The sequence below is a fragment of the Halomonas sp. McH1-25 genome (assembly GCF_022348165.1).
Lineage (GTDB): Bacteria > Pseudomonadota > Gammaproteobacteria > Pseudomonadales > Halomonadaceae > Modicisalibacter.
In genome coordinates this window covers 13234-30305 of the sequence record NZ_JAKRFI010000002.1, presented here as the reverse complement: position 1 = coordinate 30305, position 17072 = coordinate 13234, and the positions used below count along the sequence as shown (strand labels likewise).

General features: G+C 61.6%; 14 protein-coding genes. 6 read left to right on the top strand and 8 right to left on the bottom strand.

The window, feature by feature from the left end; all coding sequences use genetic code 11:
• The first annotated feature begins 13 nt into the window (after positions 1 to 13).
• The 6 genes from nusA to pnp all read left to right on the top strand — a co-directional run bounded on the left by nusA (position 14) and on the right by pnp (position 8121).
• Positions 14 to 1507, top strand: a complete 1494-nt coding sequence (gene nusA / locus MHM84_RS06545) for a transcription termination factor NusA (protein ID WP_239263960.1) — start codon at positions 14 to 16, stop codon at positions 1505 to 1507.
• A 27-nt stretch (positions 1508 to 1534) separates the two neighbouring features.
• Positions 1535 to 4102: a translation initiation factor IF-2 gene (gene infB, locus MHM84_RS06540; protein WP_239263957.1), complete on the top strand. Its 2568-nt coding sequence runs from the start codon at positions 1535 to 1537 to the stop codon at positions 4100 to 4102.
• Between the two features lie 21 nt (positions 4103 to 4123).
• Complete coding sequence (gene rbfA, locus MHM84_RS06535) at positions 4124 to 4525, top strand: 30S ribosome-binding factor RbfA (protein ID WP_239263955.1); 402 nt, start codon at positions 4124 to 4126, stop codon at positions 4523 to 4525.
• Positions 4525 to 5472: a tRNA pseudouridine(55) synthase TruB gene (truB, locus tag MHM84_RS06530; RefSeq protein ID WP_239263953.1), complete on the top strand. Its 948-nt coding sequence runs from the start codon at positions 4525 to 4527 to the stop codon at positions 5470 to 5472. Before rbfA ends, truB begins: the two co-directional genes overlap by 1 nt.
• Before the next feature lie 102 nt (positions 5473 to 5574).
• On the top strand, positions 5575 to 5844 hold the full coding sequence (rpsO, locus tag MHM84_RS06525) for a 30S ribosomal protein S15 (protein ID WP_019019075.1): 270 nt from the start codon (positions 5575 to 5577) through the stop codon (positions 5842 to 5844).
• A 153-nt stretch (positions 5845 to 5997) separates the two neighbouring features.
• Positions 5998 to 8121: a polyribonucleotide nucleotidyltransferase gene (gene pnp, locus MHM84_RS06520; RefSeq protein WP_239263951.1), complete on the top strand. Its 2124-nt coding sequence runs from the start codon at positions 5998 to 6000 to the stop codon at positions 8119 to 8121.
• A gap of 106 nt (positions 8122 to 8227) precedes the next feature.
• Here the strand turns inward: pnp and MHM84_RS06515 are convergent, their stop codons facing one another.
• The 8 genes from MHM84_RS06515 to gluQRS all read right to left on the bottom strand — a co-directional run bounded on the left by MHM84_RS06515 (position 8228) and on the right by gluQRS (position 17039).
• A complete protein-coding gene (locus MHM84_RS06515; RefSeq protein ID WP_239263949.1) occupies positions 8228 to 9406 on the bottom strand; it encodes an acetyl-CoA C-acetyltransferase in 1179 nt (392 codons plus the stop codon).
• A gap of 179 nt (positions 9407 to 9585) precedes the next feature.
• Complete coding sequence (gene panD / locus MHM84_RS06510) at positions 9586 to 9966, bottom strand: aspartate 1-decarboxylase (protein ID WP_239263947.1); 381 nt, start codon at positions 9964 to 9966, stop codon at positions 9586 to 9588.
• A 46-nt stretch (positions 9967 to 10012) separates the two neighbouring features.
• On the bottom strand, positions 10013 to 10864 hold the full coding sequence (panC, locus tag MHM84_RS06505; RefSeq protein WP_239265264.1) for a pantoate--beta-alanine ligase: 852 nt from the start codon (positions 10862 to 10864) through the stop codon (positions 10013 to 10015).
• Positions 10865 to 10869: 5 nt separating this feature from the next.
• A complete protein-coding gene (gene panB, locus MHM84_RS06500; protein WP_239263945.1) occupies positions 10870 to 11661 on the bottom strand; it encodes a 3-methyl-2-oxobutanoate hydroxymethyltransferase in 792 nt (263 codons plus the stop codon).
• A 127-nt stretch (positions 11662 to 11788) separates the two neighbouring features.
• Positions 11789 to 12274 carry a 2-amino-4-hydroxy-6-hydroxymethyldihydropteridine diphosphokinase gene (folK, locus tag MHM84_RS06495; RefSeq protein WP_239263943.1) on the bottom strand — a complete coding sequence of 162 codons (486 nt, stop codon included), beginning with the start codon at positions 12272 to 12274 and terminating at the stop codon, positions 11789 to 11791.
• Positions 12274 to 13674, bottom strand: a complete 1401-nt coding sequence (pcnB, locus tag MHM84_RS06490; RefSeq protein WP_239263941.1) for a polynucleotide adenylyltransferase PcnB — start codon at positions 13672 to 13674, stop codon at positions 12274 to 12276. Before pcnB ends, folK begins: the two co-directional genes overlap by 1 nt.
• Positions 13675 to 14514: 840 nt before the next feature.
• Positions 14515 to 15885 carry a sigma-54 dependent transcriptional regulator gene (locus tag MHM84_RS06485; protein WP_239265261.1) on the bottom strand — a complete coding sequence of 457 codons (1371 nt, stop codon included), beginning with the start codon at positions 15883 to 15885 and terminating at the stop codon, positions 14515 to 14517.
• Between the two features lie 266 nt (positions 15886 to 16151).
• A complete protein-coding gene (gene gluQRS, locus MHM84_RS06480; RefSeq protein ID WP_239263938.1) occupies positions 16152 to 17039 on the bottom strand; it encodes a tRNA glutamyl-Q(34) synthetase GluQRS in 888 nt (295 codons plus the stop codon).
• Between the last annotated feature and the right edge of the window lie 33 nt (positions 17040 to 17072).

The window sequence follows — 17072 nt, the reverse complement described above, 5'->3', positions numbered from 1 at the left end:
CGAGGCTTAAGGCATGAGCAAAGAGATTCTGCTGGTCGTTGATGCGATCTCGAACGAGAAGGGCGTGCCCCGTGAGGTGATCTTCGAAGCGGTCGAGTCCGCACTGGCCAGTGCGTCGCGCAAGCGTTTCGAGGGCCAGGAGGTCAGCGTCCGCGTCAAGATCGATCGCACGACCGGTGACTACGAGACGTTTCGTCGCTGGGTGGTGATCGAGGACGACGAGTTCGAGAATCCCGATGCAGAGATCAAGCAGACGTTTGCCGAGCAGCGCGATCCCCCGCTGACCTTGGGCGACGTGGTCGAGGAGCGGATCGAGAATGCCGCGTTCGGGCGTATTGCAGCGCAGACCGCCAAGCAGGTCATCGTGCAGAAGGTTCGCGAGGCCGAACGCGCCCAGATCGTACGTCACTATGCCGAGCGCGAAGGCGAGCTGGTTGCCGGTACGGTCAAGAAAACAACACGCGACGGGCTGATCATCGACCTGGGCGACAATGCCGAGGCGTTTCTGCCGCGCAGCGAGATGATTCCCGGTGAGCGCTACCGCATGAACGAGCGGGTGCGTGCCCTGCTGTGGAAAGTCGACGCGGAGGCGCGTGGCTCGCAACTGATCCTGTCGCGTACGCGTCCCGAGCTGATCATCGAACTGTTCAAGATCGAGGTGCCGGAAATCGCCGAGCAGCTCATCGAGATCAAGGGAGCGGCGCGTGATCCCGGCTCGCGGGCCAAGATCGCCGTCAAGACCAACGACAAGCGCATCGACCCGGTCGGTGCATGTGTCGGCATGCGCGGTTCGCGTGTGCAAGCGGTGTCCAACGAGCTGCAGAACGAGCGCGTGGATATTATCCTATGGGACGACAACCCGGCACAGTTGGTCATCAACGCCATGGCCCCTGCCGATGTCGCTTCCATTCTCGTCGACGAGGACACCCATTCGATGGATGTCGCCGTTGCCGAAGACAATCTCGCCCAGGCTATCGGTCGCAGCGGTCAGAACGTGCGGTTGGCCAGTGAGCTGACGGGTTGGGCACTCAATGTGATGACCGAAGACGAAGCCGAGGGCAAACGCGAACAAGAGATCGATAGCCTGGTCGAGTACTTCATCAATCACCTCGAGATCGACGAGGAGTTGGCTCGGGTACTGGTCGAAGAAGGCTTTACCTCCCTCGAGGAACTGGCTTATGTGCCCATCGAGGAGATGCTGGAGATCGAAGAATTCGATGAAGACCTGATAGAAGAACTGCGCGCACGCGCCAAAGACGAGCTGTTGAACCTGGCAATCGCTTCCGAGGAAGTCCTGGATGGCGCCCAGCCCGCCGAGGATCTGCTCGAGATGGACGGGATGGATCGACACCTGGCCTTTACACTGGCCAGCCGTGGCATCGTCACCATGGAAGATCTTGCCGAGCAGTCCATCGATGATCTCAAGGACATCGAGGACGTGGATGAAGAGCGCGCCGCGGCATTGATCATGACCGCCCGTGCGCCCTGGTTCGAGAGTGAACAGTAACTAGGTCACGGGCTCAGGAGGGTCGTAATGTCAGAAATGACAGTTAAAGATTTCGCAGTCAAGGTGGGGCGTGATACTTCCCGCCTTCTGGAACAAATGAAAGACGCGGGGCTTCCGCACAAGAGCGAAGGCGATGCTGTCTCCGAAGAGGATAAGCAGCGATTGCTCGATCACCTCACCAAGAGTCATGGCGGCGATGGGCGTGCTCCCAAGAACCGCATTACCTTGACGCGCAAGACCAAGAGTCGCATCAAGAGCGGCGACCGCGGCAAGACTATCGAAGTGCAGGTTCGCAAGAAGCGTACCTACGTCAAGCGCGACGAGGACGAGGCGGCTGCCAAGCCCGAGCCGGTCGAGCAAGGGCCGCGCCAGCTGGTCGGCGACATGGCGGATACGCAGGCACGGGCTCAGGCCGAAGAGGTGCGTGCCGCCGAGGCGCGGGCTGCCGAAGCGCGTGCCGCTGAAGAGGCTGCCAAGCAGGAAGCCGAGCGTCAGGCGGCGGCAGACAAGGCGGAGACGGCCGAGCAGCCGGCACGCAAGGCGCCCGAGCCTGACGTGCCGACCGAGCTCGAGCTGCCGGATGACGAAGGCGGCGGTGAGGCGCCGGTCGTCGAGGCGCCGCCCAAGGAGCCGCGTAGCGAAAATCGTCGTGCCAATGCGAAGAAAGGCGCGGCCAAGAAAGGTCGCCATGAGACCAGTCGCGACGAAGATCGCGAAGAGCGCAGCGAGCGTCGGCGCGGTAGCGGCAAGAAGGTCAAGCGTGCCGAACGGCGTGGTACGCGTCGTGGCCGCGATACCGGCGGCGGTGGCAAGCACGGCTTCCAGAAGCCGACGCAGCCGATCGTGCGCGAAGTGGCTATCCCCGAGTCGATCAGTGTTGCCGATTTGGCCGACAAGATGGCGATCAAGGCCAACGAAGTCATCAAGGCCATGTTCACCATGGGTGCGGCGGTGACCATCAACCAGACCATCGACCAGGACACGGCGGCGATCGTCGTCGAGGAAATGGGCCACAAGCCCAAGCTGGTCAAGGACGATGCACTGGAGACCGAAGTTCTCGAAGGCATCTCCTACGAGGGCGAGGAAATCACGCGGGCGCCGGTCGTCACCGTGATGGGCCACGTCGACCACGGTAAGACCTCGCTGCTCGACTATATTCGTCGCACCAAGGTGGCTACCGGCGAGGCTGGCGGCATTACCCAGCACATCGGTGCCTATCACGTCGAGCACGAAACGGGCGATGTCACCTTCCTCGACACACCGGGGCACGCAGCGTTCACTGCAATGCGTGCACGTGGTGCCCAGGCGACCGATGTGGTCATCCTGGTGGTGGCCGCCGATGACGGCGTCATGCCGCAGACCGTCGAGGCCGTCGAACACGCCAAGGCGGCGGGTGTGCCGTTGGTGGTCGCGGTCAACAAGATCGACAAGCAGGGCGCCGATCCGGATCGCGTCAAGAACGAGCTGTCGCAGCATGGCGTGATCTCCGAGGAGTGGGGCGGCGATACGCAGTTCGTCCACGTCTCGGCCAAGACCGGTGAAGGCGTCGATGCACTGCTCGAAGCAGTGCTGCTGGTCTCCGAAGTGCTCGAGCTCAAGGCCGTTCCCGATGCGCCGGGCAAGGGCGTCGTGGTCGAGTCGCGTCTCGACAAGGGCCGCGGTCCGGTGGCTACCGTGCTGGTCCAGAACGGTACGCTGCGGCGTGGTGACATCGTGCTGGCAGGGTTGCACTACGGCCGTGTACGTGCGCTGACCAACGAACTCGGCCAGCAGGTCGAGTCGGTGGGGCCGGCCATGCCCGTCGAGATCCAGGGCCTGGATGGAACCCCGGAAGCCGGTGAGGACTTCATGGTCCTGGCCGACGAGAAGAAGGCGCGTGAAGTCGCCAACTTCCGTCAGGGCAAGTACCGCGAGGTGCGTCTGGCGCGTCAGCAGAAGGCCAAGCTGGAGAACATGTTCTCGCAGATGGGCCAGGACGAGGTGGCCAAGGTCAATATCGTCCTCAAAGCCGATGTGCAGGGGTCCCTGGAAGCGATCCGTGGCGCGCTCGAAGAGCTGTCCACCGGTGAAGTGGAAGTTGCCGTGGTGTCGTCCGGGGTCGGCGGTATTACCGGTACCGATGCCAACCTGGCGCTGGCCAGCGACGCCATCGTGGTCGGCTTCAACGTGCGTGCCGACGCCGCCGCCCGGGAAATCATCGAGCGCGAGGGTCTGGATCTTCGCTACTACAGCGTCATCTACCAGCTCATCGACGAGGTCAAGCAGGCCATGAGCGGCATGCTGGCGCCGGAGTGGAAGGAAGAGATCGTCGGTGTGGCCGAAGTGCGCGACGTCTTCAAGGCGCCCAAGATCGGTGCCGTGGCGGGCTGTATGGTCATCGAGGGCACCGTGTACCGCAACAAGCGAATTCGTGTCCTGCGCGACAACGTGGTCATCTACGAAGGCGAGCTGGAGTCCCTGCGCCGCTTCAAGGACGATGTCAACGAAGTACGCAATGGCATGGAATGCGGTATCGGCGTCAAGAACTACAATGACGTCCAGGTCGGCGACAAGATCGAGGTCTTCGATCAGATCAGGGTCGAGCGCAGCCTGTAACGCGCCGAGGAGAGCAAGCTGATGCGCGAGTTCAAGCGTACCGATCGGGTGGCCGACCAGCTCCAACAGGAGCTGGCGGTACTCATCCAGCGTGAAATCAAGGATCCGCGCCTGGGCATGGTCACCGTGAGCGGCGTCGATGTCAGTCGCGATCTGGGCTATGCCGACGTCTACGTCACCTTGCTGGGCGACAACGATGCCGAGCGCATCAAGGAGAACCTGACGGTGCTCAAGCGCGCCGCCGGTTTCCTGCGCAGTCAGATCGCTCAGCGCATCAAGCTGCGCCATGTGCCGGAGTTACGCTTTCATTACGACGCAAGCGTGGCGCGTGGACACCAGCTGTCGTCGCTGATCGATCAGGCGGTCGAGTCCGATCGTGCTCGCAATGGTAGCGAAGATCCGAGCTCCGAGGACGAGCGCTGATGGCGCGACGTCGCCGCGGCCTGTCGGTCAACGGAGTGCTACTGCTCGACAAGCCCCAGGGCATGTCGAGCAACTTCGCTCTGCAGCGCGTACGCCGCCTGTTCCAGGCGCAAAAGGCGGGGCATACCGGCACGCTGGATCCCATGGCCACCGGTTTGCTGCCAGTGTGCTTTGGCGAGGCGACCAAGTTTTCCTCGCATCTGCTGGAGTCGGACAAGGTCTATCGAACCCGGCTTCGCCTGGGTGAGACCACTGACACCGGCGATGCCGAGGGCACCGTCATCGAGCGTCGTCCGGTCAGGCCCTTCAGCGAGACGGACGTCGAAAATGTGCTGGCACGTTTTCGTGGCTCTATCGAGCAGGTCCCGCCGATGTACTCGGCGCTCAAGCATCAGGGGCGTCCGCTCTACGAACTGGCCCGGCAGGGCAAGTCGATTGAGCGTGCACCACGGCGTGTGACGGTTTATGATACGCGCCTTCTTGCCCGCGACACCGAGGGATTCGATCTCGAGGTGGCTTGCAGCAAGGGCACCTACATCCGGACCTTGGCCGAGGACATCGGGCGTGAGCTGGGCTGTGGCGCTCATATTACCGCACTGCGAAGACTAAGGACCGGTCCCTTCGGCGCCTCTGCCGAAGAGAGTGGGGGCACTGTCGCGAACGCTGATATGTTAACCCTGGAACGGATCGAGGAGCGGGAAGATCAGGCGTCCCGGGAAGCCTTGCTGCTACCCATGGACGTGCTGGTATCGCACTTGCCGAAGATCGAGGTCGACGACACTGCAGCGAGCCGGCTGTTGCAGGGCCAGCGCGCCAGGATAGACACCGTCGGACTGGCTCAGGACGACTTGGTGAGATTGTACCGTGACCAGGCGTTTCTGGGCCTGGTCACCGTCACGGCGATGGGTGAAATTGCACCGCGTCGTCTGGTCGCCACCGCAGGGTAGGCGATCACGGCCGCCAAACTACGGTGGCCACACCATGGAGACTGCAAATATGCGTGGTCTCCGACATTCATCGTTTAGGCATATTGCTTACTGGAGAGACAGATGGCACTGACTGCTGAGAAAAAGGCTGAAATCGTCCAGGAATACGGTCGTGGCGATAACGACACCGGTTCCCCCGAAGTTCAGGTCGCCCTGCTGAGCGCCAACATCGATGGCCTGCAGGATCACTTCAAGACCAACAAGCAGGATCACCACTCCCGTCGTGGTCTGATCCGTATGGTCAACCAGCGTCGCAAGCTGCTCGACTACCTCAAGCGCAAGGATCTCGAGCGCTACCAGTCGCTGATCCAGCGCCTGGGCCTGCGTCGCTAAGACCGCAACGTCGCAAGACCTTTCGAACAAGCAACCCTTCGGGGTTGCTTGTTCTTTTATGGGCCGCTGGTAGCTCTTGACCCCGTGAACTCCTAAAATGGTCGCCGAGTCAAAAGGCCCAAACATGAAACAGACAAGTTGAAGGAAGTCACTGTGAATCCGGTCAAGAAAACATTCCAGTACGGTCAGAGTACCGTCACCCTCGAAACCGGGCGTGTCGCCCGTCAGGCCACCGGCGCCGTGCAAGTCACCATGGGTGGAGCCGTGGTGCTGTGTACCGTCGTGGCCAAGAAAGAGATGAAGCCGGGCCAGGACTTTTTCCCGCTGTCGGTGCACTACCAGGAAAGAACGTACTCGGTGGGCAAGATTCCCGGTGGCTTCTTCAAGCGCGAAGGGCGTCCGACCGAGAAGGAAACGCTGACTTCGCGCCTGATCGACCGTCCGATCCGTCCGCTATTCCCCAAGGGCTTCATGAATGAAGTCCAGGTCGTGTGTACCGTGCTGTCCGCCGACCGTAGCCAGGATCCGGACATTGCCGCGATGCTTGGCACCTCGGCAGCGCTGGCGATCTCCGGTGTGCCATTCAGCGGCCCGATCGGTGCCGCACGCGTGGCGTTTAGCGAAGATCGTGGCTATTTCCTCAACCCGAGCGTCGATGAGCTGCAAGCTTCCGAACTCGACATGGTCGTGGCCGGCACCGAGAAGGCCGTGCTGATGGTCGAGTCCGAAGCCAAGGAACTGCTCGAGGACGAAATGCTGGGTGCCGTGCTTTATGGCCATCAGGAAATGCAGGTCGCCATCCAGGCCATCAACGAATTCGTCGCCGAGGCCGGCAAGCCCAAGTGGGACTGGCAGCCGGAGCCCGAGAACACCGTGCTCAAGGGTGCCGTGACCGAGGCTTTCGAAGCCAAGGTCGGCGATGCCTACCGCATCATCGACAAGATGGCACGCCAGGATGCACTGGCTGCACTCAAGGCCGAAGCGATCGAGCTGCTCGCTAGCGGTGAAGAGAGCAAATTCACTCCCGAGGAAGTCAACGCCGCCTTCGCCAGCCTCGAGAAGCGGGTGGTGCGTGGTCGCGTCATTGCGGGCGAGCCGCGTATCGACGGACGCGACAACAAGACCGTGCGTCCGCTCGACATCGAAGTCGGTCTGCTGCCGCGCACCCACGGTTCCGCACTGTTCACGCGCGGTGAAACCCAGGCGATGGTCATCGCCACACTGGGTACCTTGCGCGATGCCCAACTGATCGAGTCGCTGGAAGGTGAGCGCAAGGATCGCTTCCTGCTGCACTACAACTTCCCTCCGTACAGCGTGGGCGAGGCCGGTTTCATGGGCAGCCCCAAGCGTCGTGAAATCGGTCATGGCCGCCTGGCGCGCCGTGGGGTCCAGGCCATGCTGCCCAGCGAGGAAGCCTTCCCTTACACCATTCGCGTGGTGTCCGAAATCACCGAGTCGAATGGCTCGAGCTCCATGGCCTCGGTATGCGGCTCCTCGCTGGCCCTGATGGATGCCGGCGTACCGCTCAAGGCGCCGGTGGCGGGGATCGCCATGGGGCTGGTCAAGGACGACGAAGGCTTCGCCGTACTGACCGATATCCTCGGCGACGAAGATCATCTCGGCGATATGGACTTCAAGGTCGCCGGTTCTGCCGAAGGTGTCACCGCGCTGCAGATGGACATCAAGATCGAGGGGATCAACGAGGAGATCATGGAAACTGCTCTGCAGCAGGCCCATGACGCTCGCTTGCATATCCTCGGCGAGATGAACCAGGTAATCGCCCAGAGTCGCGAAGAAGTTTCCGTCAACGCGCCGTCCATGGCGACCATCAAGATCGATCCGGACAAGATTCGTGACGTCATCGGTAAGGGTGGCGCGACGATCCGCAAGATCTGCGAGGACACCGGCGCGTCCATCGACCTCGACGACGATGGCACCGTGCGCATCTACGCCGACGACAAGGCTGCCGCCAAGCGTGCCATCGATACGGTCCTCGGCATTACCGCCGAAGCCGAGATCGGTAAGCTGTATCGCGGCAAGGTGGTGCGAATCGCCGACTTCGGCGCGTTCGTCAACTTCATGCCCGGGACCGACGGTCTGGTACACATCTCTCAGATCGTGCCGGAGCGCGTCAACGACGTACGTGACTTCCTCAACGAAGGCGACGAAGTTACCGTCAAGGTCCTCGACATCGACAATCGCAACCGCGTGAAGCTGTCGATCAAGGAAATCACCGCCGAGGAAAAGGCTGCCTTCGAAGCCACCTTGGCCGAGTAAGAGCCGAGTAAGTCAGCCACAGCGACACGCTGACAGATAGGCAGCAAGACAACGCCCCTGCAGGTTTAGGCCTGCAGGGGCGTTTTTCATGGATAACCAGCGTGCTTTATCTTTCGATGGCCAGGGCGACCCCCTGCCCTCCGCCGATACACAGCGTGGCCAGGCCCTTCTTGGCATCGCGGGCAATCATTTCATGCAACAACGTGACCAGGACACGGCAGCCCGATGCGCCGATGGGATGACCCAGTGCAATCGCACCGCCATTGACGTTGATCTTGCCGGCATCCCAGCCGAGTTCCTTGTTGACCGACAAGGCCTGGGCGGCAAATGCCTCGTTGGCCTCGATCAGGTCCAACTCGTCGATGGTCCAGCCGGCCTTTTCCAGGCAGCGCCGCGTCGCTGGGGCTGGGCCGATGCCCATGATCGCCGGATCGACGCCAGCATTGGCGTACGCCTTGATGCGGGCCAGCGGCTCCAGGCCGAGCTCGCGAGCCTTGGCTTCGGAGCAGAGCATGGCCACCGCCGCCCCGTCGTTGATCGAGGAGGCATTGCCGGCGGTGATCGTGCCGTCCTTCTTGAAGGCGGGTTTCATGCCTGCCAGTTTGTCGGCCGTCGTGCCCTTGCGTGGACCTTCGTCGGTATCGAAGACGAGCGGATCGCCTTTGCGTTGGGGAATCTCGACAGGCACGATCTGGCTCTTGAAGCGGCCGCTGTCGATGGCGTCGCTAGCCTTCTGCTGGGAGGCGGCGGCGAATTCGTCCATCTGCTCGCGGGTGATGCCGTACTTCTCGGCCAGATTTTCGGCCGTAATGCCCATGTGGTACTGGTTGAAGGCATCCCACAGGCCGTCATGGACCATGGTGTCGATGGCCTTCCAGTCGCCCATGCGCTGACCGGTGCGTGAATTGGGCAGCACATGTGGCGATAGCGACATGTTCTCCTGGCCACCGGCAAGTATCAGATCGGCATCGCCAAGACGAATGGCCTGGGTGGCCAGATGCAGTGCCTTGAGTCCCGATCCGCAGACTTTGTTGATGGTCATGGCGGGAACGGCATCGGGCAGTCCGGCCAGGATAGTGGCTTGGCGTGCCGGATTCTGGCCGACCCCGGCAGTGAGCACCTGTCCGAGCAGCACCTCGTCGACCTGGTCAGGCGACACGCCGGTGCTAGCGAGAATATCCTTGATCACCTTGGCGCCCAACTCGGTGGCAGGGAGCGTGGCGAGTGAGCCGCCAAAGGTACCGATGGCGGTGCGGCGAGCCGCGACGATGACCACGTCTTGCATGCGAAACTCCTTGAAACGAGGGCAGACGACTACATCCTCAGCATAGGAGTGGTTGTGCATCGCGACAATCGCTAAAAAGTGGCATCTCGATGCGTATATTGGTCGGGGTTGCGTCGGGTGGAGAAGACGCTCGGGTCTGACCACCATCCATGGCGGCCGGGGTGGGGAGCCGTTTGGGATCAGGCGACCTGGACGGGAATGGCGCGGCTGGTGTGGCTGACGTGATTGCCTTCTTGCAGATAAACGAGAGTCGGTTTGTGGTCATCCAGCTCGCTTTCGCTGTAGTGGGCGTAGCTGCAGATGATGATGCGATCATGGACACTCGCCAGGTGGGCGGCGGCGCCATTGATCGAAATGATCCGTGAGCCTTCTTCGCCACGGATCGCATAGGTCGTGAAGCGCTGGCCGTTTTCGACGTTATAGATCTGGATCTGTTCGTTTTCACGGATGCCGGCCATATCGAGCAGTTCCCCATCGATGGCGCAGGAACCTTCATAATTGAGCACGGCATGGGTAACGCGGGCCATGTGCAGCTTGGCCTTGAGCATGACGGTATACATCGCTGTCCTCTTCGCTGTGTAACGCCCTATACGCCACGCACGAACCCTAGCGCGGCAGGGAAACCTTGAGATTGTCGATCAGGCGGGCAGTGCCCAGGTGCACGGCACCCAGCAACACGGCATCGCGGGTCGTATCGTTCACCGGGCCAAGATCGTCGGCGCGGCGCAGTTCCAGATAATCGGGCTTGAGACTGCCATGGGCGAGCTGAGCGAGTGATTCACGCAGGACATCATCGGGCGACTGGCCAGCCTCCAAGGCATCGCGCGCTTGGCACAATACCTGGTAAAGGCGCGGTGCCTGGGCGCGCTGGGCGTCGCTGAGATAGCCGTTGCGCGACGACAGGGCCAATCCGTCGTCGGCGCGCACGGTCGGCACGCCGACGATCTCGATCGGCAGGTGCAGGTCGGCGACCAGCTTGCGGATGACGGTAAGCTGCTGATAATCCTTCTCGCCGAAACAGGCGACGTCCGGCTGTACCAGGTTGAAGAGCATGGCGACGATCGTGGCCACGCCTTCGAAATGGCCGGGGCGGCGCGCGCCACACAGGCCCTCGGAGACCCGGGGTACGCGAATGATGGCCTGATCGTCCAGGCCGTTGGGATAGAGCATCTGGCTGGTCGGCGTGAACACCATGTCGCAGCCGGCTGCCTCGAGCGCGGCCTGATCTTCGGCCAGGGTGCGCGGGTAGCTGTCGAGATCCTCGTTGCGCCCGAACTGCAACGGATTGACGAAGATCGTGGCAATCACCACGTCGGCGCGAGCCCGAGCGGCTTCGACCAGGGCCAAGTGCCCTTGGTGTAGGTTGCCCATGGTGGGCACCAAGCCGATGCGCTTGCCCTGGCGACGAGCATCTTGCACTGCACGGCGCAGTGAAGGGATATCGCTGAGAGTGAGCAGAGACATCAGAAACTGTGCTCCTCGGTAGGAAAGCTACGGGTCTTGACGGCCTCGTGGTAAGTGCGGAACGCGTCTTCGATCGATCCGGAGTCGGTCAGGAAGTTCCGCGAGAAGCGCGGAATCCGCCCCAGGCTGACGCCGAGTACATCGTGCATTACCAGAATTTGACCATCGACCTCGGGGCCGGCGCCGATCCCGATGACAGGAACGTCAATGGCATCGCGCATCGCCCGGCCCAGGCTGGCGGGGACGCACTCCAGCAGAATGATCGATGCGCCAGCGGCAACCAGCTGACGGGCATCGTCGATGATCCGCTCGGCATGCGCTGCATCCCGGCCCTGAACCTTGTAGCCACCCATCTGATGGACCGTCTGGGGAGTCAGGCCCATGTGCGCGCAGACGGGAACGCCGCGCCGGGTCAGCTCGCGGATGCCATCCGCCAACCAAGCCTCGCCCTCGATCTTGACCATCTCGGCACCGGCACGCATCAGAGCGCCTGCATGTTGCATGAGCTGTTCCAGGCTGGCATTGCTCATGAACGGCAGGTCGGCCATCAGCAGGCTGCGTCCCTTGCCGCGGGACACGCAGCGGGTGTGATAGCAGATATCGTCGATAGTGACGGGTAGGGTGCTGGCATGACCCTGCAGCACCATGCCCAGGGAGTCACCGACCAATAGCACGTCGATGCCGGCCTGGCTGGCGGCATGGGCGAACGAGGCATCATAGGCGGTCAGGCAACTGAACGGCTCGCCGGCGCGCTTGGCTGCCTGCAGCGTGCTCAGAGTGACGGTTTTCATGGCTTCAGGTCTCGTCTCCTGTGGCTGGCGTTGCTCACTGTGATCGTGGATGCTGAGTAGCTGGCGTTACCGTTGTTGTTACTGTGCACTGGCGACAGTGTGGATCGGTAACAAAAGCCGCACAACTCTACCTTTGGGGTGACAGACGCCGCAAGCGGCCATCCGTGACGCGGGCCAGCAGGTGCGGCAATGGCGTCCCGGCGACGATCAGGTCGGGAGCAATATCCGCCAGAGGCACCAGCACGAAGGCGCGTTCGCGCATATGCGGATGGGGCACCTTCAAGCGTGGCAGGTCGAGGCACAGGTCGTCGAACGTCAACAGGTCGAGATCCAGTGTTCTTGGTCCCCAGTGACGCAACCGGCGACGTCGATGGGCCTGCTCCAGGGCCTGAAGCTGGTCGAGTAGCGCCAGCGGCGACAGGCAGGTCGATATGCAGGCCACGGCGTTGACGAAGTCGGGCTGATCCTGCGGACCGACGGGAGCGCTGGCATAGCATGGCGATGCCTTGACGAGGTGGGTCAGGGGGAAATCGTCCAGCGCAGTCAGCGCTTGTTCGATCCGCCGCTCAGGACCGTCGAGGTTACTGCCCAAGCCAATATAGGCGACATGCATCAATCGTAACCGGGAGAATTCTTGCGACGCCGTCGGCGCGGCCGGCGCTTGCGAACGTCGGGCTGTCCGGCCGGGTCGCTATCGATCTTGCCCAGTAGACGACGCTGTTCATGGTCGTCGGCCTGCTGGAAGGCCTCCCACCAAGCGCCCAGCCCGGCGGGAATCTCGCCGGCGGTCTCGCGCAACAGGAGGAAGTCGAAGGCCGCCCGAAAGCGAGGATGCTCGCGGGTCTGGAAAGCCCGCTTGCCGCGCCGCTTGGGTAGCCGGAGCTGAAGGTCCCAGATGTCGCGCATCGGCAGGCTGAAACGCTTGGGGATGGAGGTATGCTGAAGCTGGCGCGATACGGCCTGATGCGAGGCGGTCTGCTGGGCCGGAATCGGAGGCATGCCGTCAGCCTGTAGTCGCTGATAGCGTAGCTGGACGCCCGGCCAGAGCAGGGCGGCAAACAGGAAGGCGGGGGTCACCGGGCGCTCTTCCTGGATGCGAGAGTCGGTATTGGCCAGGGCCTGAACGATCAGCTCCCTGGCCCAGGGCAACTCGTCCATGGCCTCTTCCGCCTCGGGAAAGAGCATGGCGAACAAGCCATACTCACATAGCATATGGAACGTCTTGACGGCATAGCCCGAGAGGAACAGCTTGAGAACCTCCTCGAACAGGCGGGCCGGGGGAATCTGCAGCAACAGCGGTGCCATTTCGCGAATCGGTGCTTCGGTGGCCGGGGCAAAGGCAAAGTCGAGCTTGGCAGCAAAGCGAATGGCACGCAGCATACGTACCGGATCCTCACGGTAACGCGTCTCGGGGTCGCCGATCAGTCGCAGCGTACGGTTCTCGATGTCGTCTAGCGCGCCGGCCCAGTCATGCAGCGAAAAGTCGGCAATATTGTAATAGAGCGCATTGACGGTGAAATCGCGGCGCAGAGCGTCTTCTTCGATATTGCCCCATACGTTGTCGCGTAGCAGCAGGCCTTGCTCGGATTGCTGAGCCAAGTGTTCGCCGTGATCGTCATTGGGGCGACCGCGAAACGTAGTGACTTCGATGATTTCGCGGCCGAAGCGGACGTGTACGATACGAAAACGGCGGCCGATGATTCGGGAGTTGCGAAACAGGTCGCGTATCTGTTCGGGCGTGGCATCGGTCGCCACGTCGAAGTCCTTGGGAGTCTTGCCGAGAATGGCATCGCGCAGGCAGCCGCCGACGAGATAGGCATCGAAACCCGCATTGTGCAGGCGATAGAGCACCTTCAACGCGCTATCACTGAACATTTGGCGCGAAATCGGATGATCTTGTCGAGGGATGATTTTCAGCGTCGGCACATTGCCTCGGCTGTCCTGATTGTTACCGAATAGGGTCTTCAAACCTTCACCGGAATAGTGAAAAAAGCGGCTAAATCCTTTGAGCATTCCGCGATATCGGCTCGCCATGGACTGAAGGGCCCAGTGTAGCGGAGCCGCAGGGGCTTGCAAAGTCTTGTCAGCCGTGGCTGATATGCCAGCGAAGCATGTAGAAAGGGGAGGCTCGTAAGCCTCCCCTTTTAAGCAAATCATTCAGCATCCGTGCTGATGTTTCTTCTTCGTGATGGCGCATCGCCTTGAATACGCACCACAGTCACCAATCCGATAGTGCAGGCAAGCAATCTTCTTGTCGTTGTTGATCTTCCTGGTGCGACCGTCTCGTATTCAAAACAATAATCCAACCACGACGGCAGGGGTTCTGCCTCCCTTCGGCTTGTTGTCGTTGTGACCGAAGGTGCGCCTCTGATGGAACCTGTAGTTATTGTTGATTCCATTCACGGAGCGTCGCGTCCCGATAAGGTTACCGGTCGACCAACCTATTGTTTTTTTTGGAGTTGGCTCGCTCGTTTCGACGCTTGTCGTTGTCACGTCGGTGCAAGCGATTGTTCATTCCAGCATTTGTGATTGTTTTTGCTGGTGTTTGTCAGGTCCACGTTTTGTTGTTGTTCGTGACCTTGGGCATCTGGTTGTTGTTTTTCTTACAGTGGATAGTGCACTCCCTATGCCATTTGTATTTTATTCTTTTAAAATCATAAAGATATATTGTCAGGCCTGGTGGGGGTTCGTAACTACCCTGGCATGTGTTACCCCGAGTGGTGCAATTTGGGGAAGTCGCTGTGTGAGATGGTAACAAAATGGTGCAGTTGAGCAGGTTGTTTCATGCTAACTGTTAGAGTGCTAAATGATTCGCTGTCTTATACCTTTGTCGCGTGAAGGCCGGAACTGACGTCAGGTGGAACGGCTGCGAGGACTCTTCTTGCGAGGGATACCCAAGCGTTGGCGGCGTTCCCACAGGCATTTGCGACTGATGCCCAGTTTCTGGGCGAGCTCGGTCTCGCTCATTTGGTCCTGATGCTCGAGCACGAAATGCTGGAAATAATCCTCCAAGGAAAGATCTGCTTCATCATCGCTCGCCGCAGGCTTGGGTGTCGGTGCCTTGGCCGGGGGATAATGCATGCCGGTGGCCGGCTTGAGGCCCAGATCGTCGGGGTGAATGAGGTTGCCCTCGGCCAGAATCACACCGCGCTCGAGGGCGTTTTCGAGTTCGCGTACGTTGCCAGGCCAGGGATAGTCGCGAATGTCGCGCCGGGCGGCTCGCGACAGTTTCAATCCCTCGCGCCTATGGCGACGGCAGGCACTCCCGAGCAGCACGTCGGCCAGCTCGAGGATGTCGTCTTCACGATCACGCAGCGGTGGTAGGTCGATCTGCATGACATTGAGGCGATAATACAGATCGAGACGGAACTCGCCGCTCTTGGAAAGCAGGTTCAGGTCACGATGTGTGGCGGCGATCAGGCGGACATCGACATGGCGGGTCTCGATCGAGCCGACCTTGCGAATCTCGCCTTCCTGCAGTACACGCAGCAATCGGGCCTGGGCGTCGAGGGGCAGCTCGCCGATTTCGTCCAGGAACAGCGTGCCGCCATCGGCTGCTTCCACCAGCCCGGTGCGCGCAGCGCTGGCCCCGGTAAAGGCCCCCTTCTCGTGGCCGAACAGCTCGGACTCGATCAGCGTTTCCGGAATGGCCGCGCAATTGACACAGATCAGGGGAGCCTTGGCACGCCGGCTCTGGCGATGAATGGCGCGAGCCACGAGTTCCTTGCCGGTGCCGGATTCGCCCTGGATGAGTACGGTGACATCCGCTGGCGCCGTCTTGCGAATGCGCGTATAGACCACCTGCATGGCCGGGCAATGGCCGATCATTTCCTGCGGCGGGGTGTCGGCGTGCTCCGATGTCGGCGTGCGGCTGGTCGTATGCGCCTCCAGTGCCTTGGCCACGGTGTCGAGCAATTCACCCTGATCGAAAGGCTTGGCGACATAGTCGACAGCACCCAGCTTCAAGGTATCTACGGCGGAGCGCATGCTGGCATAGCTGGTCATGATCACTACCGGCGTGGGGGCGGCGGCTTCGATCAGAGCGGTCCCTGCTTCGTCGGGCAGCCGCAGGTCGCTGAGGATCAGGTCGAAACGTCGAGGGTCGTGCTCTAGCGCCTCGGCTACCGAGCCGGCTTCGCTGATCTGGTAGTCGTGGCGCTCCAACAGCCGACGCAGGGCCGTGCGAATGATGGCTTCATCGTCAACGATCAAAATCCGGGGCATCGGAGTCTTTGCCGTCCTGTTGTGTTCGGGGCAGCCACACGTAATGCGGGTACCAAGTGTGCGATCCTGACTATGGCCATGATGCTCATGAACGATTCGATAGGCCAGAGGTCGCCCGAGCCCGGTTTCCTGACCGGGGGCAGGCGACAGCAGCGACTCGCCGGCGGCGGGAAACGGCATGGTGCAATAGAGGTTCATGGCCAAGGTCGCAGAAGATTCGCCTTCAGTCTATGGAGCGGTCGTCCTGGCCTCAACTCGACCTGTGTCTAGATTGTGGGCGGAACTCTGAAGACGTCAGGTCGCAGACGCGCGACATCCCAATCGGCGATGGCGACGGCGAGCTGGTCGGTGACCGGGGCGCTGGCCAGTTCGGCGGGTGGCGTCTGGTCGAGGGCGAGCAGCGCGTGATGAAGCAACGGGCGTGCCGCGTCGTCGTCGGTGGGCAGGGCCGGAGCCAGGTTCTGCTTGGAGAGCTTCTGGCCGTTGCCGGCCACGATCAATGGGAGGTGCAGATAGCGGGGCTCGGGCAGGCCGAGCGCAACCTGCAACTGGCGCTGCCAGGGCGTGTTGTCGAGCAGGTCGTGGCCACGCACTACATCGCTGATGCCCTGGTCGGCATCGTCGACGACCACGGCCAACTGGTAGGCCCATAGACCGTCCTTGCGCTTGAGCACCACGTCGCCGAGCTGAGCCGGGTCGAAGGTCTGTTCACCGAACAGACGATCCTGCCAGACCACCGGGCTCAGGCCGAGATCGCTGCGCAGACGCCAGGCCATCGGCTTGTCGGGCTCGCAGGCAGCTTTGCGGCACCAACCGGGATAGACGGCATGTTCGCGCCACTGCTTGCGCGAGCAACTGCACGGGTAGGCCAGACCCTGCGACACCAATTGGTCCAGGGCGGCCTGGTAGGTGGCGTGTCGAGCGCTCTGGTAGCGTACCGTCTCGTCCCACTGCAGACCGAAGGCCTCGAGCTGGCGCAGGATTTCGCTATCGGCGCCCGGCGGGCAGCGGGGTGGGTCGATATCCTCGATGCGTACCAGCCAGGACCCGCCGACATGGCGGGCATCGAGAAAGCTCGCCAGGGCGGCGATCAGCGAGCCGAAATGCAAGGGGCCAGAAGGTGTCGGGGCGAAGCGGCCTCGATATCCGGACATGATGTTCTCGCCTGATGAATCGGAACGCAAACG

Coding starts and splice junctions, on each gene's coding strand:
- rbfA (WP_239263955.1), top strand. CDS start 4,124: ATGCGCGAGTTCAAGCGTACCGATCGGGTGGCCGACCAGCTCCAACAG.
- MHM84_RS06515 (WP_239263949.1), bottom strand. CDS start 9,406: ATGCAAGACGTGGTCATCGTCGCGGCTCGCCGCACCGCCATCGGTACC.
- gluQRS (WP_239263938.1), bottom strand. CDS start 17,039: ATGTCCGGATATCGAGGCCGCTTCGCCCCGACACCTTCTGGCCCCTTG.
- nusA (WP_239263960.1), top strand. CDS start 14: ATGAGCAAAGAGATTCTGCTGGTCGTTGATGCGATCTCGAACGAGAAG.
- folK (WP_239263943.1), bottom strand. CDS start 12,274: ATGCATGTCGCCTATATTGGCTTGGGCAGTAACCTCGACGGTCCTGAG.
- truB (WP_239263953.1), top strand. CDS start 4,525: ATGGCGCGACGTCGCCGCGGCCTGTCGGTCAACGGAGTGCTACTGCTC.
- pcnB (WP_239263941.1), bottom strand. CDS start 13,674: ATGCTCAAAGGATTTAGCCGCTTTTTTCACTATTCCGGTGAAGGTTTG.
- infB (WP_239263957.1), top strand. CDS start 1,535: ATGTCAGAAATGACAGTTAAAGATTTCGCAGTCAAGGTGGGGCGTGAT.
- rpsO (WP_019019075.1), top strand. CDS start 5,575: ATGGCACTGACTGCTGAGAAAAAGGCTGAAATCGTCCAGGAATACGGT.
- panD (WP_239263947.1), bottom strand. CDS start 9,966: ATGTATACCGTCATGCTCAAGGCCAAGCTGCACATGGCCCGCGTTACC.
- MHM84_RS06485 (WP_239265261.1), bottom strand. CDS start 15,885: ATGCCCCGGATTTTGATCGTTGACGATGAAGCCATCATTCGCACGGCC.
- panB (WP_239263945.1), bottom strand. CDS start 11,661: ATGAAAACCGTCACTCTGAGCACGCTGCAGGCAGCCAAGCGCGCCGGC.